Annotated in this window: 14 protein-coding genes and 4 pseudogenes; 6 read left to right on the top strand and 12 right to left on the bottom strand. The window is 54.1% G+C overall.

Annotated elements, in window-relative coordinates:
• Window positions 1-241, bottom strand: a 241-nt coding sequence (locus tag F568_RS0120955; RefSeq protein ID WP_019020441.1) for a transposase, incomplete at its 3' end; no start/stop codon positions are given.
• 94 nt (window positions 242-335) lie between these two features.
• On the opposite strand from F568_RS0120955, the pseudogene F568_RS25945 reads away from it, so the two are divergent.
• Window positions 336-755 (top strand): annotated as a pseudogene (locus F568_RS25945) (IS3 family transposase); the annotation flags it as partial.
• 81 nt (window positions 756-836) lie between these two features.
• Here the strand turns inward: F568_RS25945 and F568_RS25315 are convergent.
• Together F568_RS25315 and F568_RS25135 are read right to left on the bottom strand one after the other, a co-directional pair.
• On the bottom strand, window positions 837-1,172 hold the full coding sequence (locus F568_RS25315) for a hypothetical protein (protein ID WP_169338691.1): 336 nt from the start codon (window positions 1,170-1,172) through the stop codon (window positions 837-839).
• A gap of 1,574 nt (window positions 1,173-2,746) precedes the next feature.
• A complete protein-coding gene (locus F568_RS25135; protein ID WP_156817533.1) occupies window positions 2,747-3,184 on the bottom strand; it encodes an exonuclease/endonuclease/phosphatase family protein in 438 nt (145 codons plus the stop codon).
• Window positions 3,185-4,037: 853 nt separating this feature from the next.
• Between F568_RS25135 and F568_RS0120925 the strand changes: the two genes are divergently transcribed.
• Window positions 4,038-4,223 carry a hypothetical protein gene (locus F568_RS0120925; RefSeq protein ID WP_019020714.1) on the top strand — a complete coding sequence of 62 codons (186 nt, stop codon included), beginning with the start codon at window positions 4,038-4,040 and terminating at the stop codon, window positions 4,221-4,223.
• A gap of 110 nt (window positions 4,224-4,333) precedes the next feature.
• On the opposite strand, the gene F568_RS0120920 is transcribed toward F568_RS0120925, so the two are convergent.
• The 3 genes from F568_RS0120920 to F568_RS0120900 form a co-directional block, all read right to left on the bottom strand.
• Window positions 4,334-5,412 (bottom strand): IS3 family transposase gene (locus F568_RS0120920; RefSeq protein WP_156817532.1). Its coding sequence is split into 2 segments (ribosomal slippage): window positions 4,334-5,157 and window positions 5,157-5,412, totalling 1,080 coding nucleotides; the frame shifts between segments, so codons are not numbered across the junction.
• A 1,061-nt stretch (window positions 5,413-6,473) separates the two neighbouring features.
• Window positions 6,474-7,589 carry a ParB/RepB/Spo0J family partition protein gene (locus F568_RS0120905; RefSeq protein ID WP_019020710.1) on the bottom strand — a complete coding sequence of 372 codons (1,116 nt, stop codon included), beginning with the start codon at window positions 7,587-7,589 and terminating at the stop codon, window positions 6,474-6,476.
• 1 nt (window position 7,590) lies between these two features.
• Window positions 7,591-8,376: a ParA family protein gene (locus tag F568_RS0120900; RefSeq protein ID WP_019020709.1), complete on the bottom strand. Its 786-nt coding sequence runs from the start codon at window positions 8,374-8,376 to the stop codon at window positions 7,591-7,593.
• A 677-nt stretch (window positions 8,377-9,053) separates the two neighbouring features.
• On the opposite strand from F568_RS0120900, the gene F568_RS25940 reads away from it, so the two are divergent.
• Window positions 9,054-9,494, top strand: a complete 441-nt coding sequence (locus F568_RS25940) for an RRXRR domain-containing protein (protein ID WP_019020708.1) — start codon at window positions 9,054-9,056, stop codon at window positions 9,492-9,494.
• 12 nt (window positions 9,495-9,506) lie between these two features.
• Entirely contained in the window at window positions 9,507-9,809 is a 303-nt protein-coding gene (locus F568_RS25935) for a hypothetical protein (protein ID WP_019020707.1), read from the top strand.
• Window positions 9,810-10,771: 962 nt separating this feature from the next.
• On the opposite strand, the gene F568_RS0120880 is transcribed toward F568_RS25935, so the two are convergent.
• A complete protein-coding gene (locus F568_RS0120880) occupies window positions 10,772-11,059 on the bottom strand; it encodes a hypothetical protein (RefSeq protein WP_026300696.1) in 288 nt (95 codons plus the stop codon).
• 328 nt (window positions 11,060-11,387) lie between these two features.
• Here F568_RS0120880 and F568_RS26450 point away from each other — a divergent pair.
• Both F568_RS26450 and F568_RS26445 read left to right on the top strand, forming a co-directional pair.
• Window positions 11,388-11,741, top strand: a pseudogene (locus tag F568_RS26450) (transposase); the annotation flags it as partial.
• Between the two features lie 62 nt (window positions 11,742-11,803).
• On the top strand, window positions 11,804-12,151 hold the full coding sequence (locus F568_RS26445; protein ID WP_371827867.1) for a transposase: 348 nt from the start codon (window positions 11,804-11,806) through the stop codon (window positions 12,149-12,151).
• 240 nt (window positions 12,152-12,391) lie between these two features.
• Here F568_RS26445 and F568_RS25515 read toward each other — a convergent pair whose 3' ends face one another.
• The 5 genes and pseudogenes from F568_RS25515 to F568_RS24645 all read right to left on the bottom strand — a co-directional run bounded on the left by F568_RS25515 (window position 12,392) and on the right by F568_RS24645 (window position 17,883).
• Window positions 12,392-12,541, bottom strand: coding sequence for a hypothetical protein (locus F568_RS25515; RefSeq protein ID WP_019020705.1), 150 nt, complete (start codon window positions 12,539-12,541; stop codon window positions 12,392-12,394).
• A 982-nt stretch (window positions 12,542-13,523) separates the two neighbouring features.
• The gene (locus tag F568_RS0120865; RefSeq protein WP_019020703.1) at window positions 13,524-13,709 is read right to left on the bottom strand and encodes a hypothetical protein; all 186 of its coding nucleotides are present in this window, start codon (window positions 13,707-13,709) and stop codon (window positions 13,524-13,526) included.
• A gap of 1,316 nt (window positions 13,710-15,025) precedes the next feature.
• The gene (locus F568_RS25930) at window positions 15,026-15,295 is read right to left on the bottom strand and encodes a zinc ribbon domain-containing protein (protein ID WP_268247067.1); all 270 of its coding nucleotides are present in this window, start codon (window positions 15,293-15,295) and stop codon (window positions 15,026-15,028) included.
• A gap of 747 nt (window positions 15,296-16,042) precedes the next feature.
• Window positions 16,043-16,138: pseudogene (locus tag F568_RS25925) on the bottom strand (helix-turn-helix domain-containing protein); the annotation flags it as partial.
• 1,111 nt (window positions 16,139-17,249) lie between these two features.
• Window positions 17,250-17,883, bottom strand: a pseudogene (locus tag F568_RS24645) (transposase).
• Window positions 17,884-18,034: the final 151 nt, after the last annotated feature.

Raw genomic sequence — 18,034 nt, 5'->3', positions numbered from 1 at the left:
GCTCCCAGACACCCGCCTCCTGCCAGTCACGCAAGCGACGCCAGCAGGTGACGCCTGAGCCGCAGCCCATCTCCTGCGGCAGCATCTCCCAGGGGATGCCTGAGCGCAGGACGAACAGGATGCCTGTCAGGGCGGCGCGGTTGGAGACGGGAGGCCGGCCGCCACGCGGCTTGGGTTTCGGTGGTGGCAGCAGCGGCTCGACAATGGACCAGAGTTCATCGGATACGATCTGTTTAGCCATACTGAAAATCTAGGAATGGCTGATGCCGTTTTCAAGGTTTTGAAAGGCACTGTTAAGCGGGCCGGGCAGTTCGCAGCCTTTACATCAAGAAATGCCGGTCATGGATCTGTATAACGGCGAAATCATCGCCTTCCGGACCGGGCCACGACCGGTATTCGCCTAGTGAAACATATGCTGAAGAACGCTTTCGACCGGCTGAGAGCAGATGATCGGCCTTTACTGCACTCAGATCAGGATGGCATTACCGCCACCCCAACTATCGCCGCCTGGTGGTGGTGAAGTGGATGCACCGCAGCATGTCACGAAAAAGGAACTGTCAGGACAATGCCGCCATGGAGAGCTTTTTCGACACCCTAAAAGCTGAGTACTTTCATCTGGACCAGTTCGACACCGTTGAGCAGTTGCAGCGAGGGATTGCCGACTACATCCAGTATTACAACCATCAGCGGATCAAGCAGAAACTAAATGGCCTGAGCCCTGTGCTTACAGGACTCAGGCCATGGCCGTCGGCTAAGAGAACCAACCGTCCAACGATTGGGGCTCAGTTCACCTGGGCCGGGCTCCTGCTACGCGTTCTGTTCCACAGTGGCTTCGATTACCAATCCCGCCCGTGCGGGAAATACTTGTTATTGGAGTGCGCTACTGATGAGCCATGTGCATCCTTGATATCCATCTGCGTTGAATGACTGGTCTCTTCATGAATGCGCTGACGAACATCATTCATGGTATAGCTTTCACCTTCGAAGACGTCAGCCTTGACTGCAAACTCGTTGCTGTCATTGCGCTGAGCGGCTTCGCTGGATTCTGTATTCAGCGGCTGCTGGATACGCTCGTAGGCCTTTTCTTCTGAGTAACCGGCACTGGCTACTAATGGGAAAGCCACTACTAGAGAGGCAGCGGCCAGAAGCTGAACTGAAGCTAACTTTCTCATTCTGCTACTCCTCGATCACATTAGCATGCCTTTCTTGTTAGCAGGCTAAAGGAGTGTGTGCACAGCTTAATGCGTAGTAGCAGCACATGGAAATATAGTACGACTAAGGTCTTAATTGTTTTTTCTTATGTCCCTGCTCAGCCACGTCAATAACCGCATGCAGGAAAGATAGGGTTTTGAGACGAAAAAGCCCGACCACTGGGGCCGGGCTATCTCTAGTACTGTGTTTCCTTGCATTCTCCGCAAGCATCCTGCCCGCGCATCCTTGGTCTTTAAGCCATCCATGGCTTGCCCTTCCATGCCCAGGCTTCCTGCCCAGCAACCTCCCAAAAGGCATGTGAACTGCCTTTTGGGGTGGGGTTATCTCTACACGTGCATGAAACTATATACGTGGTTAGAAACAATAGCCTTGGCCATCCGTAGCCAAGGGCTTGCAAAGCGCCTCTATCCATAGTTAACCAAGATACCTCACATGGTAGAGGAGCCCTGTACGCATTTAGCTTGCAGAAATGTAAGAGAAAGTAGGCAGCTTCATGGCCCGCTGCTTATTCAGCATATGCTTAAAGAAGGGGACACCCCTACGAAATAGGGGCATATGACGTAGAAAGCAGGCATCTCTAGCAGTAACACAGCTTAAGACGCAGGAAGTAGGACGTCATGCACGCAAAAGTACCATGTAGGGCTAACCTTGTGTATAAGAATGGAGACAATCTGTTTAATTTATTGAAATAGATTCTGCGCAATATCCGCATGGTTATTATTTCAGCTAACTACAGCCTAGCTAGTTATAGTAGCTGCAATCCAATGCGCAGAAACTCAGCCACAAAGAAAGCCCGGACCCCTGGGTAGGGGCCGGTCTGGCATCGGGCTTTCTAAGCGCTTCGAGCGCTGCCTTTCCTTGCTTCACACTTCCAGAGCTTCCTGCCCCGCTTCCCTGGATGCTGCCGCAAACATCCTGTCCGCGCTTCCTTGGGTACCAAAGCCTTCCTGGCTCGATACTTCCTTGCCTCGAGCTGTCCTTAGCTCGATTAAATGTAGTATGGCAGCTATAAGTGACTTACGATTTAACCTGTATTTCCTACTGTTGTAAGAGATCACCGACACGTAACGTAAGCCCCAGACAAGAAAGCCCCACCGTCCTGGCCGGAGCTCCTATCGTTGTAGACTTAAGGCGAGCCACGGAGAGCAGCACGCAGGAAGAGACGTCACGGCTTTGGTACCTGAAAACTAACGAGACGGTACGAGACATACCTGACATTTCTTGTAATCCATTGCTGGCATACCTATCTACATATCGCAGACGAGGCCACTGCTTCTAATCTGACGCATCCGAGCAGGTCCGATACCGTCAATGCGTACCAGCTTGTCCACGCTGGCCCACGGGCGCCCATCGATAATGTCTGCACTCTCGATGGCCCAACATTCGGATGCTCGTCTAGTTCACTGGCCGAGGCCGCATTCAGTTCGATGCAGTTCGATCCAGAGTCAGGGGGCGAAGGTGTATCCGCAACCTTACTGAAGCCAGACACTGTGTTACCGAGAGCAAGGTAAATGGGTGCATGATCGGAAACTATTTAGCGAGCCTGCTGGTGGCTAAGTCCAAGCAGTTCCGGGTATCTGACTATGCCGCTACCCGAAACATTGAGCTCACTCGGGTCATACCAGAAATTATCATAGAGATTGGCGTATTCGCCGTCGTGGCTGCTCAGCGTGGTCGCGCCAGCTGTAACTGAGGGAATGGCGCCGGCGTCGCGTAGTGGCTGCCAAGCCGGGTCGGTAGGCTGCAGATTGTGGTCACCAGCGGTCAGCCGCGGTGTACCTGGGTAGACCTCGGCCATCCACCTCCAAATGCTGGCCAACTCTCGTACTTCAGGCGTGCGATTGGCCCGCCCGTCTCCATACAGGATATGGACCGTCGCGATAGCCGACGAGACCATTACGCTGGAAATGCGCGTCAGCCGCGAGCTGGCAGAAGCACTCTTCCAGCGCCCCATTGGCCGCAGCCAAGTCATCATCCCTCAAGGGGAGCACTATGAGGTAACCACTCTCATCATGGACAGCCCTCAGCTCCGGCGCTGGCTGAGGCGTCGACAAGGGAAACCGAAGTCCTGGCCACTTTACTTTCCTAAAATACGGTTTTGTCTTCAGGACAAAAAGCTAGCACGGTCAGCCGGGAGATGCGTCGCAACACTGTTTGCCATGGTTATGATACAGGGCAAGGCCTCAACGGCCGGCTTGCTTGGAAGACTCTAGGCGGTGCGAGCCGCGAGGGATTCTGCTTCTCGTGCATCGCGCCAATCTCAGGCATAGCTGTGCGTTAGAAGAGTGGGCGTACGTATACGATTAACGTGTCAGTCTCTCCGCCCTGCCCAAGACACCTCTTTCTCCAGCAGTTCTATAACGGGGGCAAACGCCGCCGGGGGGAGCCGGCATCTTCTCCACCAAGCCCTAATACTCGTTATGTGCCGAAGGAACAGGAGTCCTGGCTGCAGCGCGAGGTGTAGCAGCGTCGCCACCGCCACCCTGTTCATCAGTTAATCCACCAATGTAAACGGCAGCTGTCACGCCGACAGGCGGCGCAGTTTTAACAATTTCGGTTGTGGTCTGTGCAGAGCTCATGCTCTCTCGTTCCGAAATCCGGCGCGGGGCCAACGATAAATCGGCTCATCCCAGACTGGGCGTCAGGTATCGTTTAGTAGTGATTCCCCGAGGCCAAGGGGTAGCCAACTTTCTTCAGCCGAGGAGTAGGCTCGCGGGCGGCATTAATTAGAAACCGTACGGATGTGGGAGATAATTAACCGTGGAGTAACTTTGTGTGAATTAATGTAATAGTCATGAGCTTACACAGTGACACGGAGCCTCCATATGAATAAAGTAGAGCAAACGGTGGATACGACGCGGCTACGCTTAGGCATTAGCCAACAGCGACGCAAAGAAGATGGCCCGATGAGCGTTGAGCAGGCAGCGAATCTTCGACGAGCTGCCGAATACGCTGCCAGGCGTAGCGGCATCAAGGAAGCACTTCTTCAACTGTGGAAGGTTATCCAATGATAGCCGCAAACGAAAAAGCCCGCCGATGTGGCAGGATTCTATCCTGAACGGGCAATAATGGTGACCTTCCCCCTAGTTTAGGTCCGTCCTCAATGTGAGAAATCCCAGCTTCATGCGCACTGCTCGGCATACGCTACCGGTGGTAAATAACCCAGTGAGCTGTGCGGTCTGACATGGTTGTAGTGGGTCCTCCATTGCGTGATTTCGTGCCGTGCATCCGCCAGGCTCAGGAACCAGTGTTGGTTGAGGCAGCCGTCCCGGAACTTGCCGTTGAAGCTCTCAATGAACGCATTCTGCGTCGGCTTGCCCGGCTGGATAAAGGCCAGCGTCACCTTCCGCTCGCGCGCCCAGAAGAACATTGCCTTGCTGGTCAGCTCCGGCCCGTTATCGCAAACAATCGAGGCTGGTAGAGAGCGCTGCTGAGCAATCTCGTCCAGGAATCGGGCCAAGCGACGCCCGGAAATGGACGTATCTACCAGTTGCCCGACACACTCTCGGTTGAAGTCGTCCACGATGTTCAGCACGCGAAACCGACGCCCCGAGGCCAACTGATCCGACACGAAGTCCATTGACCAACGCTGGTTGGGGCGGTCCGGCAGTGGCATCGGTGTCCTCGGCCGGAGCAGTCGCTTGCGCCGTCGGGTCCGGACCTGGAGGCCATGCTCGCAGTACAGCCGGTAGGTACGCTTGCGATTGATCACCAGACCCTCCTGACGCAACAGTGCATGCAGCAGTAAGTAGCCAAAGCGGGGATAGCTCGTCGCCAAGGCTTGCAGGCGTGCCCGAAGCGGCGCATCGTCACGCGGTATGGCCTGATACCGAGCCACTGATCGTGCCAGGCCCAGCAGTCGGCAGGCGCCTCGCTGGCTGAGCCAGCCGCCCGTCACCAGATGCTGTACCGCCCGCCGCTTCGCTTCGGGCGTCACCACTTTCCCGAGACGATCTCCTTGAGCGCGGCATTGTCGAGGGCGCTTTCCGCCAACAGCTTCTTGAGCCGGGCGTTCTCGGCTTCCAACTCGCGGAGGCGCTTGGCCTCCGAAACCTCCATGCCGCTGTACTTGGCCTTCCAGCGGTAAAGGGTCTGCTCGGTCACGCCGTTTTGGCGGGCCAGCTCGGCGATTGAGACGCCGCGCTCGTTGGCCTTGAGAATACTGATGATCTGCTCTTCGGTATGGCGATTACGCTTCATCGCGAGATCTCCTGCTAACAGAGTAAACGTAGCGGAAATCTCACATTGCCGATGGACCGGTTTCTGGGGAGAAGGTCAATGGGGCACGAGACATGATAACGTCGAGCCAGTTCGCTACTACTGATCGAGGCGGTGCCTGCTAGATCTCCTGGCGGATGCGCGATGTGGTGGGCGCGGGCTTACGCAAGTTGATACCTATCTCGCTGCTCTCGGATGAATTGAGCAATGAGTTCACGCGCTGCCAGCAGAAGGTAGCCCTACGGCTTAATCTATTATCTGACCTCTTACAGCTATCATCCTCCAGCAACAACCCCTTCGGGCGCAAGCGGCTCACAAGCACAAAAAAATCACCACGAACTCATGAAATGGATTATCCGTGGCACCCAACCTGCTGAAGCAGGACTTCCCACCGCGGCGCCGGCTATATCAGGTCTAGATGCCATATCCAAGCGCGTTAGGAAGTCATCGGCGAGTTCAAACCCACAGGAGTGGCGATCAGGTCAATCGGCTTACGGCCTTTCATCATTACAGCCCAATGGCGGGCTAGTGGGCGAAGAAACTTAACGAAATCCTTTGGTGCTCAATATATTCCTCAAGTCATTCTGTTCCGCATGCGAAACATTCGCTAGCTATCCCTCCCCTACTCCCCTTGTGGAATCGACCTACGGCATAGAGCTTTTGGTGAGAAACTAGACTGTGCACGAGGACCTATGGTAGAGGTGGGCTTTAGGCCCACCCCCAGCTAATAAGCCGGTTTAAACTGTGGTTAAGCGGAAATACTAAGGGTTCCAAAGTATCGTAGAAACTCGTCGCGATTAAGGATGCCCCAGTCGTCCAATGCATAGAACCCATTAGCACTCTCTGACTCAGCAGCATCTCGAATGAATAGGATACGCAGTTTAAATTCGTTACGAATAGCAGTTAGCTGACGCTTGACCGTTCCAGCCGGGATGCAGGTCTGCTGGGCTATATCCTGCAGCGAAGGCCTATCAATTTGCGACAAAGCTAATATAATAGCATACTTTCGCTGCGTATCTCGAGATAGATTACCTGCCATCAGGTTAATCCTCTCCGTCTACGCTCATCAACTGCAAATCCGATACGCTCAAGCGAACCACTTCGGGTGTATTGCCCTCATTGGCATCGAGTCTTATCCAGCAGAAGCCCGCCGTAGTATCAACACGATCAGTTAATAACAATCCTGTACGAAAGACATTCTGATAGACTGTACTTACTTTGATACGAACTCGCTGAGGTTCGGTGCGTTTCCACTTTTCCAAGCCGGGCTTTTTTGCCTTGGTGCGTGCGTCGGCTGACGGCTCAGTGTCATCAATGTCGTTACGAGTAGCCTCAGTTTTACGCTTGGAACTGTTAACTTCTTGATGATCCGAAACATCGTGATATTTTAGTTCGTCTGGTTCATCTTCTTTTATATCCTTGCGACTCATCCCTGTATCAGAAAAGTGCTCCGTTGAGTGTGTAGAATCTTCACCGGTTTTCGCAGAAGCTTCTTTCTTACTTTGCTTGGCCTCTTTTAGTAAATCGCGGCTGGATTTACGACTAATACCGGTCACTAGTGCACGGTCGCAGACTTCTTCTGCCTCGTCAGGGGCACGTTCATAAAGCTGACGCAGGTTATTGAGTGTTTCGGTATCCCGTGTCACTCCTTCTTCATACAAACGCTGGATTTGCTGAGGCAGTCTCAGCAGCGCCAGGTGTGTAGAGACATATCCCCTCGATTTACCAAGGCGTTTTGCCACAGCAGCAGCTTTCCAGCCAGCCTCGATGAACTTATTCAATCCTTCAGCGATTTCGAGAGGTGCTAGGTTTTCTCGCTGTATATTCTCTATCAGCTCGCCTGCTGTTTCGTCTAAGCTTGTCTGCTCTTTTATATTAACGATAGCTTCAATGGGTAGCCCACGTAGTTTACAGGCACGCCAACGGCGCTCTCCTTTCTGAATGCGATATTTGCCACTGGCATCCTTCGGAGATACGATGATGGGCTGTTCTAGGCCATGGGTTTGGATAGAATCAGCCAGTTCTTCAATCCCAGTAAACTCTTTACGGACTTGGCCTTCCTTCGGAATCACCTCATCGCAGCTAAGAACTATTACTTCTTTGGCTCCTTTCGCGCGTCGAGATAGGTTTTGGAGATTGGAAAGATTGCCGAGACTCATTTCAGCCCACCTTCTCGATTAGTTCTTCGATTACCGCACGGACATCCTTCGCAGCAGCACGTCCCGAGCTCGTTTTGATACACCACACAGGGATTCCTTTATTAGTAGCTTCATCCAGCTTACCCCGAACGCCAATTTCAGTGGCGTAGATCAAATCAGGGACTGCATCAATAAGCTGCTGTCGAGCTTCCATATGTGTTTGGAAATTACGGTTGAGGTTATTGATAACGATGCCCGTGTTTTCCAACTGAGGATTCAGCTCTGACTGGACGCTAATAATAGTGTTTAGCAGCCCCTCTACCCCATCTACAGCGAAGCCGCTGACTTGGACTGGGCATAAGACATGTGTGGAGAGAACAAGTGCTGCTATCAGCTTCCTTCCTAAACTCGGCGGGCAATCAATAAGTACGTAGTCATAGCAATCTAGCAGGCGGCTCGCTTTTAAGTTCTCAGAAGGAAGTAAGGCACATTCAAGGTCTAATGACTCAATTTCTGATAGGACGGGATCATTCTTGGTTGTCCATATAAGGTCCATGCCCCTAGGACAGGACATGACAGGAATTTCGCCGAGGCCATACCTGAAAAGGTCTGCTGTCGTTGTGCCGCTAAATTCAATTTCGTTACCGGACTCGTCTTGAGCCAGCCGGCTAGATGTGTTGCCCTGCGGATCAAGATCGATCACGAGAACACGATGTCCAGCTTCGACGAGATAAAATGCACTTTGAAGGCAAATGGTAGATTTGCCGACACCGCCCTTCTGATTTGCAAAACTGATTATTTTGGTCATGTTATCTCGGAATGCCCGACCTCAGCATGGATTGGATCAGTGTTATCGTCATAAGCTATCCAGCCGCCCCGCGTCATGTTACGCATGCGGAACATTCTATGCCACATAAAGTGATCCATCAATCTACATAGGCTGTTACTTTAAGGGCGTAATTTGCCCCTTCCTAACGCTCTCAGCGTTTCTACTAACTCGTTACGTGTCAGCTACCCCGCCCTGAAGAGGGTGTCGCAAAAGCCGACTGTATCGGTAAAAGCGCCACCAAAAACAGTACGTTGTCTGCTGCATTGCTGCCTTCAGCCCCCTTCGCGACATCTTTGAAGGACGGGACTTGTGAAAAGCAAGCCGCAGACTGACCAGGGAAAGCGGTAGCCCGCCCGCTACGTTAGTGACAGGTCGCCAGGACCCACTCCATCGTGCTTCCTCAGCGGTGGACTCAGGAAAATCTGAATCACGTTGGCGAAAGGCAAAACGCCGAAGGTTCAGATCGTTGCATCTCGCAGGGGCCGGTCACTGACTTTCCCGAGGGGAGACCGGCCAAAAGGCCCGCGTTACAAGGCCCGTAAGGGCATTAACAAGGTAGGAAAACGCATGCCGATTTTCGTTTTGAACAAACAACAACAGCCGCAGATTCCGTGTAGCGAGAAGCAAGCAAACTGCTGCTGGCGTGAGACCGTGCCGTGGAGGTATGTCGCTACCCGTTCACGACCCGCCTGAAGAATTGCCATGGCGGTGTCCTCCAGCCGATTCGCCTCAAGATCGATCCCGGCAGCCAAGGCAGCGGTATCGCCCTGGTCCGTGAGAGTGGCGAGACACACTATGTCATCGGCCTCTTCGAGCTGAGCCATCGAGACTTTCAGATTTGTGAAGCGTTGCAACAACGTGCCGGATTCCGGCGCCGTCGGCGCAGCAAGAACCTGCTCAATCGACAGCCGCGTTTCAACAACCGCACACGACCTAAGGGCTGGCTCGCCTCCAGCCTGCAACATCGGGTCGATGCCGTCATGAGCTGGGCCACTCGGCTTCGCAAGCTAGCCCCGATCACGGAGAACAATCAGGAACTCGTACGCTTCGACATGCAACAGATGCAGAATCCCGAGATCAGCGGGATCGAGTATTAGCAAGGCACCTTAATGGGCTACGAGGTGCGTGAATACCTGCTGGAGAAATGGGCCGCCAGCGTTGGCCAGATAGAAGTTGTCACCGATTGGCAGCGCCCCCCTCTGGTCATCAAGGCGATGGGCCGAGGCAGCGATCAGCGAACCCAACTCAACAAATATTGCTTCCCGCGTGGCTATCTAATGCGTCAGAAGCTGGCCAAGGGCTTCCAGACCTGCGATATAGTCAGAGCCGAGGTACCCAACGGCAAGAAGGCTAGCCTGCACACAGACCGAGTGGCCGTGCGCAAGACAGGCAGCTTCAATTCAACGCGCTGATGGCTATCGCTATCATCAAGCCCTAACCACAAAATAAAAGGAGAAGCGGGACTGGAACTCAGTCGTGCTACGCACGACACGCTATCCCTCCCCGCACTAAAGATCGGGGTATCCCGCATAAATTGATGATGAGCTCTGGACTATAGTTCCTTCGAAGGCCTTCGAGTAGTGGTAGCCAAGTGGTCTGAGAGGTCCTAGTAACGACTATCAGGGAGAGACCAGCAACGGCTACCATGCTCGAGCATATTTCAGACATACTGGGGGTCGTGATCGACCTCGCTAAGCTTTATCACAACAAGCTGGGTCGATGGCCACGAGAAGGTATTCAAACTGGCTAATAAGCGCTCAGTCCACGAGGACTTCATCAACTTCCTTCAGTGCCAATGGAAAACCGTCCTGTCGGTCCTGGAGCCAACGGCAGATTTTCATCTGCCCGATTGCGTATCGGTTAGCACAGGCTAGCGTCCAGGTACATCTAGTCTCCTTCCTGGCCTGCGCTCGCAATCGGGAAACGCCGTATTCTTCGTGGGACAATCACGATCGAAAGGATGCGTGTGCCTTGATATGTTGCCCCATAGCAGGGCACACCCTTCCACGAACCAAAGCGTGTATTTTACATCCAAGGTGTTTCGAACACCTACCTGTAAATCGCTCAGGCCCGCATCCGATGCCAGCATAGCCTGACTACCCCCTGAATAAGATGTTCCGCATGCGGAACTTTTTAGGCAGCTGAAGAATCTCACATTTTGCGGAGTTTCACGTTTCTATCCGTACGCTGCGCGATTAGAAATGGGGTGCTCAGCCCGATGTGAATAGAGATAGGTGAGAATGGTGACTCAAACGGAAATTGGTCTGCTGCCAGGTGTTGTAAAACATGAAATTCTGGATTGGCTTGCCTCAGCCCTCCAGCGCTAGCCTTTTCAGGTTCTGCACCATAGCGCAGAGCAACTCCTGCTCTCCCATCACGCCGATACCTTATACACGTATATAGAATACCCTTGAAATTGCTCGGCATACGTAAAGCTGCGCTCCACCGTCTCCGTGAGGAGCTCGTAAATGCGTTTGCCTGCCGGTGTCAGCCGGTGGCTGCCTATCCGCAACTTGGGCCCTACCATACGTGGCAAGTCACCGTCTTGTGGTAGTGCCGATTGCGTGTGCAGGCCGATAGGCGTGGACACGTCCGGCATCAGGGTCGGGGCCCACTGGTAATGACGGAAACCTTCCTTATTGGTAATCGCGTTGTGCAACATCTGGCCTTTCGGGCAGCGGTAACTGTCTGGTCGGCGTCATGTCTTTCGGCTTGCTGGGCCGGCAGTAGCCGATCACGCCGCAAAGTTGGCGTTCTCCTAGGCCCTGGAAAATTGCAGCGGAAAATGCCCTGCACCAACCTAACAGCCGCGATATCGAAACCGAAACAGCCAGCATTGTAGATATTGACGCGCCAGGTAGGGCACGCCGGCTTGATATGCATGACGGAGATGGTGGTGTGTGTCCATCCACCGTGCGGTAACCTAGTACTACAGCCGTAGTTGGTGATCTACGTTTTGAAGCAGAGTCTTCTTCCGAGACAGGTGTGTCATGGTGCGTTGTGATTTCCCTGATCCCAGATGCTTCGAGGCGATGGCCAGCCGGGTGGGCACTCTCTTTCCACGCTCCGAAACGCGCGAGCGAGCCATGGCCTACATCAAGGGGCTGCTGAGCCAATGTGAACGCAAGAATGGCTGGCAGCTTGCCGAGTGGCTGGGCGACGCTTCCCCTGATGGCGTGCAATATTTGCTTGAACGAGCCCGCTGGGATCCAGAAGCGGCGCGTGAAGTGTTGCGCCAGTGGATAACAAAGTACCTGGGTTCACCGGTCGGCGTACTGATCCTAGATGGGACGGGATTCATAATGAAAGGGCAGCATTCCGCCAGTGTTCAGCGCCAGTACAGCGTGTCGAGAACAGACAGATTGGCGTTTTTCTCTGCTACGCCAGCTCCCGGTGAAGTACTTTCATCAACCATGAACTGTACCTGCCCAAGGCCTGGACACAGGATCGTGAACGTTATCGCAAGGCCGGGATTCCCGATGAGGTCGGCTTTGCCAGTAAGCCGGAACTGGACCGGAGCATGCTGGAACGGGCGCTCGATAACGGAATGTCTGCCGGCTGGGTCACTGGAAATTCCGTCTATGGGGGCAACCGCTGCCTACGCCACTGGTTCGAAGAACGGGAACAGTTTTTCGGCCTCGCCGTGCCATGCAATGAGCCGTTATGGTGGCAGGGCCCGTATTGCAACGAAGAGCGATCCCATCAGCCCTTGGGCTATGTGGCGCCTAGAACTCACACGGCATTAGTCGCTTGAAGTGAGCAGAAACCAGGGGGCCATTACACTATTGCAGAGGCGTTGCCGCCCGACATCTGGCGTCGGCTAACCGCCGGCAGCGGCAGCCAGGGCGAGCGCTGGTGCGACTGGGCCATGCCCACCCTTATGGCGCCTTCACTTATCGGAAGAAGTGTAACACTGGGGCCATTATCTATTAGTTCGCTAATCGTGAACTGCCCCTGCCGACCGGGCATTCTACGTGGCGTTTGCCCCCCGCGGTTAGGTCTCGTTGGATGCCCTGATCCGGTCGCCGGCCAACGTTGGCATATCGACCAAGGATTTCAGACCGCCAAGGGAGAATGTGGCCTGGTTCAGTATGAGTTCGTCGCTGGCTGGTATCGGCACATCACGCTCGCTCTTCTGGCCCACGCCTTGCTCGTGGAGATGCGCCAATCAGCCCAGCAAAAAAACAGCCCATACACGAATCGGTCTGACACTGCTGGAGATCAGCAAGTTACTGACTCGCCTGGTGTGGCGGGGCATGGAAACCGCTTCGCACTGCCAGGCACGGTAGAAAGCGGCAGAAGTATGGCGGGGTTTCACAGCAACTACGGTTGTAGTACGAGGTAGAAGAAGCCCTCGGGCTAGCCTTTCCTCACCATATAGCCATTGCCAGGGGCGGGATCATCAATCTGCTTGACAGCGGGTTCGGGTTCCGCTCCTCGACGAGGCGGAAACGGCTTTTTCCGTGCGCCTCACGATCGGCTATAAACTCATCTTCCAATTCGGCCAGGTAGGCCTGCGGCTTTCTCTCCTCTTCTTGCATAGTTGAGTGGTGGCGATTTGGCATTGACCTTGGTGTGGGTTCTGTCGGTGTACAGGACTCGACCGCTCATCAGGCCCGGCTGCATTTCTGCTCCACGGCATGGTCGCATAGCTGCTGTGCGATATTGCTGTGACGGAACCGCCAGCGCTGATTCTAGCTTAAGGTCGACCATCCAGCATCTTGTCAATCAGGCGCATGCCCAGGAACTAGCAATAGTCATGTTCGACTAGAGCTGACGATCGCTGCGAATACCTTACAGGCAAGCAATGAATAGCGTCTTGAACATGTGGCGGTAATCCTGCGCCGGGCAACTGATATTCGCTAAAGCTCATATTAGATGGGGCCGGGATCTTTTAGCATACCTTAATGATGACAAACCCTGGCTCTTCGGTCAGGACTTCGTTAGTAGCCTGAGGAGTTCCGCATGCGAAACATTTCAGGTTAATTTTACTCCCCGGAAGCTGAGGAACCCTTGCTCTCATATTAGTAGTAGTATTCCATCCGTGCGCAAATGAAGGCAGTTAGGTTCGATTAGGTGCAGAGCAACTGTACATGCTTGGTCCTGTGAGGTAATGGTTCGGGTCGTCATAAACCTCTCGGGCTTTTTTCGCCATTGCTCGAAAATATATCGAACCGGTATTTTGCCCATGCGCACCCTGAGTGGCTGGGCAAAGTTATAGGTCCAAAATAATCAGTCAGGTGGGATTGAATCAGGCCCAGCGAGGTGTAATGGAACGCCCGGATCGTAGCCTCCTTGATGGTGCGGTTCATCCGTTCCTCCTGTGCGTTGGCAGTTTGCGGCGTTTTTGGGCTGGCTGGTCGAGCGGCTGCCAAGGAGGTTGTCGCGCAGGGCGGCGAAACGCCAAACGAAAGCTGACTGTGGCGCTGGAATACTCAACAATTTATTCCGTGGCGATGGTCTCTGGGTAGCATGCCGTGAAGGCGGGGCAGGGCGGTGGGGCACTGGCCACCTACCTGGGCCAAGGGCGTGCCGAGCAGACCGATCTGCGATGCGATCTCAGTGCGGCCTAGGCGCTGCTCGATCCCGCGTTGTCCCCCCGCGGCGGCTGGCCCGGCAAAGTTGCTTTTTTCTGTTGTTCAGCCAGCAGGTGGCGGTCAATCAGGCTTTTCGTCAGCTGCAGGAGACACTGGCCTGAGGGTAGTAAACGGTCCGTCCAGCACCGGCAAGTCGAACCTGCTCAAGGGAGTCGTCGCTGGCATCAGCGATGAGCGCGCCCGGGTGCTGGCGGAATATGCAATCCCAAGGAAGCTTTCGGCTGCTCTATCATCGCCGGTGAGAACCTCCAGTGTCCCTAGCACTATGTGCCGCTGGGTTCGAGCCTATGGGAGCTCGGTATCATAGTGTTGGTCTCTAACAATGGGGCGATGGAGAACGTCACCAAGGAGTTTCCCAAGGCCGGCGAAGTCGACACCGAGTGAAGACAGTGCAACAGCCCTTTTAACAAAATCGCAAGTGCGCTACTCAGCGATGACGAGACAGCCTGTCAAGGAACGGCGGCTGATGAAATTCTTGTTAATCTGGTTGGCCATGGCATGGCATCGAGCGATATTTTACGGATCTCACCGTTACGCTCCGTAGTCCTGCAACTACCGAAGTTGTATACGCCTTGCACGGTGCACTTGCCGGACTGCCAGCCGGTGGAGGGGTAGCTGATAATGCCCGTTTGGGCGTTGTATATCGGGGTGTTTACGCTATAGAGATGATCCTTGGTTTCTCACAACCAGCTCTTCATGTGTAGGCCCAACTTGCACGTTGGCTCATAACTTACGGTCTGAATAGCGGCCTTGGAGTCACTGCTGAAATCAATGGCTATCTGGCCGAGGATGGAAGAGAATTGGCACAGGTAGCAGTCGCCTTTTGCCTACTGTGCCTGGTTATTTCCATCTAGATTGCCGATGACGACCGCATCAGCCCCCCTACCGAAGGCCTGGTGGCCTTGGCATGTAGGTATTGTCATTCTCCCCATCCTGAAGACAGGATTCTTGGTTGTCGCCTTCCAGTTCCTGCTTCATTGTACGTTGCTCCCCGGGATTTGCCCGCAGAGGCTTACACGGACTCCATAGGCTTATCCTTCCACGTGCCCCGCGGTAGTTTTCTCATGTTCTCGAAGCTTGTCGGCGCCGGTGCCAACCGCCTTGCCTGCCTTGAGAATGTTCTTCGCCGCGTTCACGTCCCGGTCGTGACTGGCGTCGCAGTCTGGGCAGTCCCATTGTCGGACTGATCGCGGTATGGTGTCAGAGAGGTAACCGCAGGCGTGGCAACGATTGCTCGACGGGTAGAAGCTGTCGGTCTGAACTAAATAACGCCCGTCCCACTGTGTCATGTATGCCAGCATCGTCGTGATCAGATGTCAGCCCCCATTGCTGATGGCTTTCGCCAGCGAGTGGTTTTTGAGCAGGTTCTTTACTTGAAGACGAAGGCTCTCCACAGCGACGACTTGGTTCTCGTGAATGACCTGTGTGGTCAGCTTGTGGGCAAAACCCATACGCTGGTTCGGCGATCCTGGTGTGGATGCGCGCCACTTTCCGCTTGGCCCCCGGCGCGATTGGCGCTACCTTGCTGCTTGCGGGATAGATGGCGATGAGCGCGGGCCGGTATCTTCTCGGATCGCTCGAAGCAATGATGGTTGTTGACATTTTCCCGCCGCTGGTAGTAACCAGCATGAGTCAGCCCTAGGTTGATGCCCACCTCTTGCTTGATGAGCGGTAATGCCGCCGCGTCTTCCTCGACAATAATGGAGATGTGATAGCGATCTACATAGTCCTAACTAACCGTGACACTGGAGGGCGTGCCGGCGAAGCGATGACCCAGCGGGTATCTAGCGTTTCCTTATCCTTGGCCAGCTTAATCTGCCCATCGCGGTACGAAAAGCCGTTTGTCGTGTAGCGAACCTATTGACGGGTATACTTCTTCTTCAAGGGCGGAGACCTGGCTCGGCCCTGAAAGAAGTCTTTGAAGGTGGTATCCAGGTTCAGAAGCGATTGCTGAAGGCAGACCGACACCTTTTGAAGCCGCAGCGTTTCTTCAGTGGGGTAAGCTGCTTCGCGGTGTCGTTGTACTCGAATCGCTACTGCTTATCGTATCAGGCATCGGTACGAACCATAAGGAAGTGATTGTAACAAAAGCGAGCGAATCCGAACGTTCTGGCAAGCAGGTCGGCCTGCTCGGGCGTCGGGTAAAAGCGGTACTTTTAGGGTCGCTGAACTGTGTTCAGCACTGTAGCTTAACGCCTTATTTTCGTTATTTCATAAGGAACCGCTTGCTCGGTTCGCGCTGCTTCGCCGGTCCCATCCTTTCCCACACTAGAGGTACGGGGCTTGCCATTCTTTTGGCCAGGTCGACAGCTCTCTGTTCGAAACCTTGGCGATCTGGTCCATGCCATCGATGGGCTGGCACCTTTTTGGGAAAAGCTGCTTACTGAGTTGACGATGTCGACAATTCGTAGGTCAACAATGCTTCCAATCCATGGGGTTGGGGCCTGCACCGGGGTTGGGCCGATCTGTGCCTGTTATAGGGGAAACTTTTAGCATCACTTCATCATGCTCTGAGCTAGGCGATACCTTCCATCTCCTCATCCTTGGCCGGCTCAGCACGGCAGAGTGCTACAAAGGACCCAGTCGTCTCCTATTCCATAACCCCCTCATGGATGGCAGCGGCACTGCCGAAGCGTTTGCCCGGTAAGACCTCCGCTGATGACCATTCGTAGTACATACACAGTGGCGGCTCCGAGCCTTACCTTGTTAGCTGCTCGGTACTTGCATAAGAATTAAAGAAAAGGATTAAAGGATGAAAGAACAAAAGGAGAGGACGAAGAAACCGCGTCGTAGAGCCTGTGCTGGCCAATTCATGTGACTAACACCTTCTTGCTACGGTGACGCTTACCTACTAGCTAACGTGCCGGTTACCTCTATGCGAGTGTGTCAGATTCCTCCTAGTACGCCTTGCTAAGGGTAGAAGGGTGACTAATACCTAGGAGCCTGGCGACAAAAACCTCTGAGTAATTTGGCTTCGGTGCGTCGGATACCTCTTAGCTAGATCAACTTGGTGACATATACCTCTTAGCTCGAGTCCCTTCACAAGCATGCTAAAAGCGGCAAAACGTCCTTAAAAACTTCGAAAGCGATGGATACCTCCTAGCTGATGCGGCGAATTCCTCCTAGCTAGGGGGCAAAGCAAGGGGCCGATCACTTCCAACTGAAACACCTTAGCCAGTTAAGAGGGAGTTGCCATCGATCCTGCTGCAGGAAAACCGGAGATAGCCCCAGCTAAGAGGAATCCGTCGCCGTATCCTACGCTCTGTCTGAAAAATATATACGCAAACAGCGCTCGATGCAGGCCAGCGTGACCATGGCGTGGCAACTATTCGTCAGCTTGTCGTAGCGAGTACAGAGGCGGCGCTTTTCCTTTAGCCAGCCAAATAGGCGCTTCATCACATTACGACGCTGATAACGCGGGCGTTCGAACAGGCGTGGCAGCCCTATCTTGGGGCGGCGACGCATTTGCCGGTGCCGAATAGTCGGCCGTATCCCGTATCGATCGCAGTATCGACGCAACCGATTACTATCGTAACCTCGGTCGGCCGCCTCCAGCGGCAGACCGAGTCGCTCGAATCGAGGTGGAATCAGCCATCCTGGTATCGAGATCCATGTAGCCATATTCCCGAGGCTTCAGGTGAAGGTGTGACAGGATGCGTTCGAGTGTGCCGTGATCTCGTCACTGCCGAAAGCGCTGATAGACCGTTTTCCAGGGCCCAAAGCGGTTGGGCAGGTCCCGCCATTTCGCACCGGAGCAGAGGATCCAGAAGATACCGTTGAGCCTCTGCCGGTCATCGCGCCGTGGGCGCCCACTTCCAGCGGGCATGTCAGGCGAAACGCTATCTGTAATCAATGCCCAACCCTGATCGGAAATCTCGTAAGACGTCATTTTTCAGACAAAGCGTAGGAGAGGCATGGAGGATTTTATGAAACTAGAGGCAATTTACCAAAACAGCGCGTAAAGCATCGCCCACTCGGGCGGTGATATAAGCGCGCACCGCGCAGCGGTGCCTGTTGATAGGGTCACCTACCCCTGATAT

Source organism: Modicisalibacter luteus DSM 23508 (genome assembly GCF_000378505.1).
Lineage (GTDB): Bacteria > Pseudomonadota > Gammaproteobacteria > Pseudomonadales > Halomonadaceae > Modicisalibacter > Modicisalibacter luteus.
Note: the sequence above shows the minus strand (reverse complement) of the source record. Positions and strands in the feature narration are given on the sequence as shown.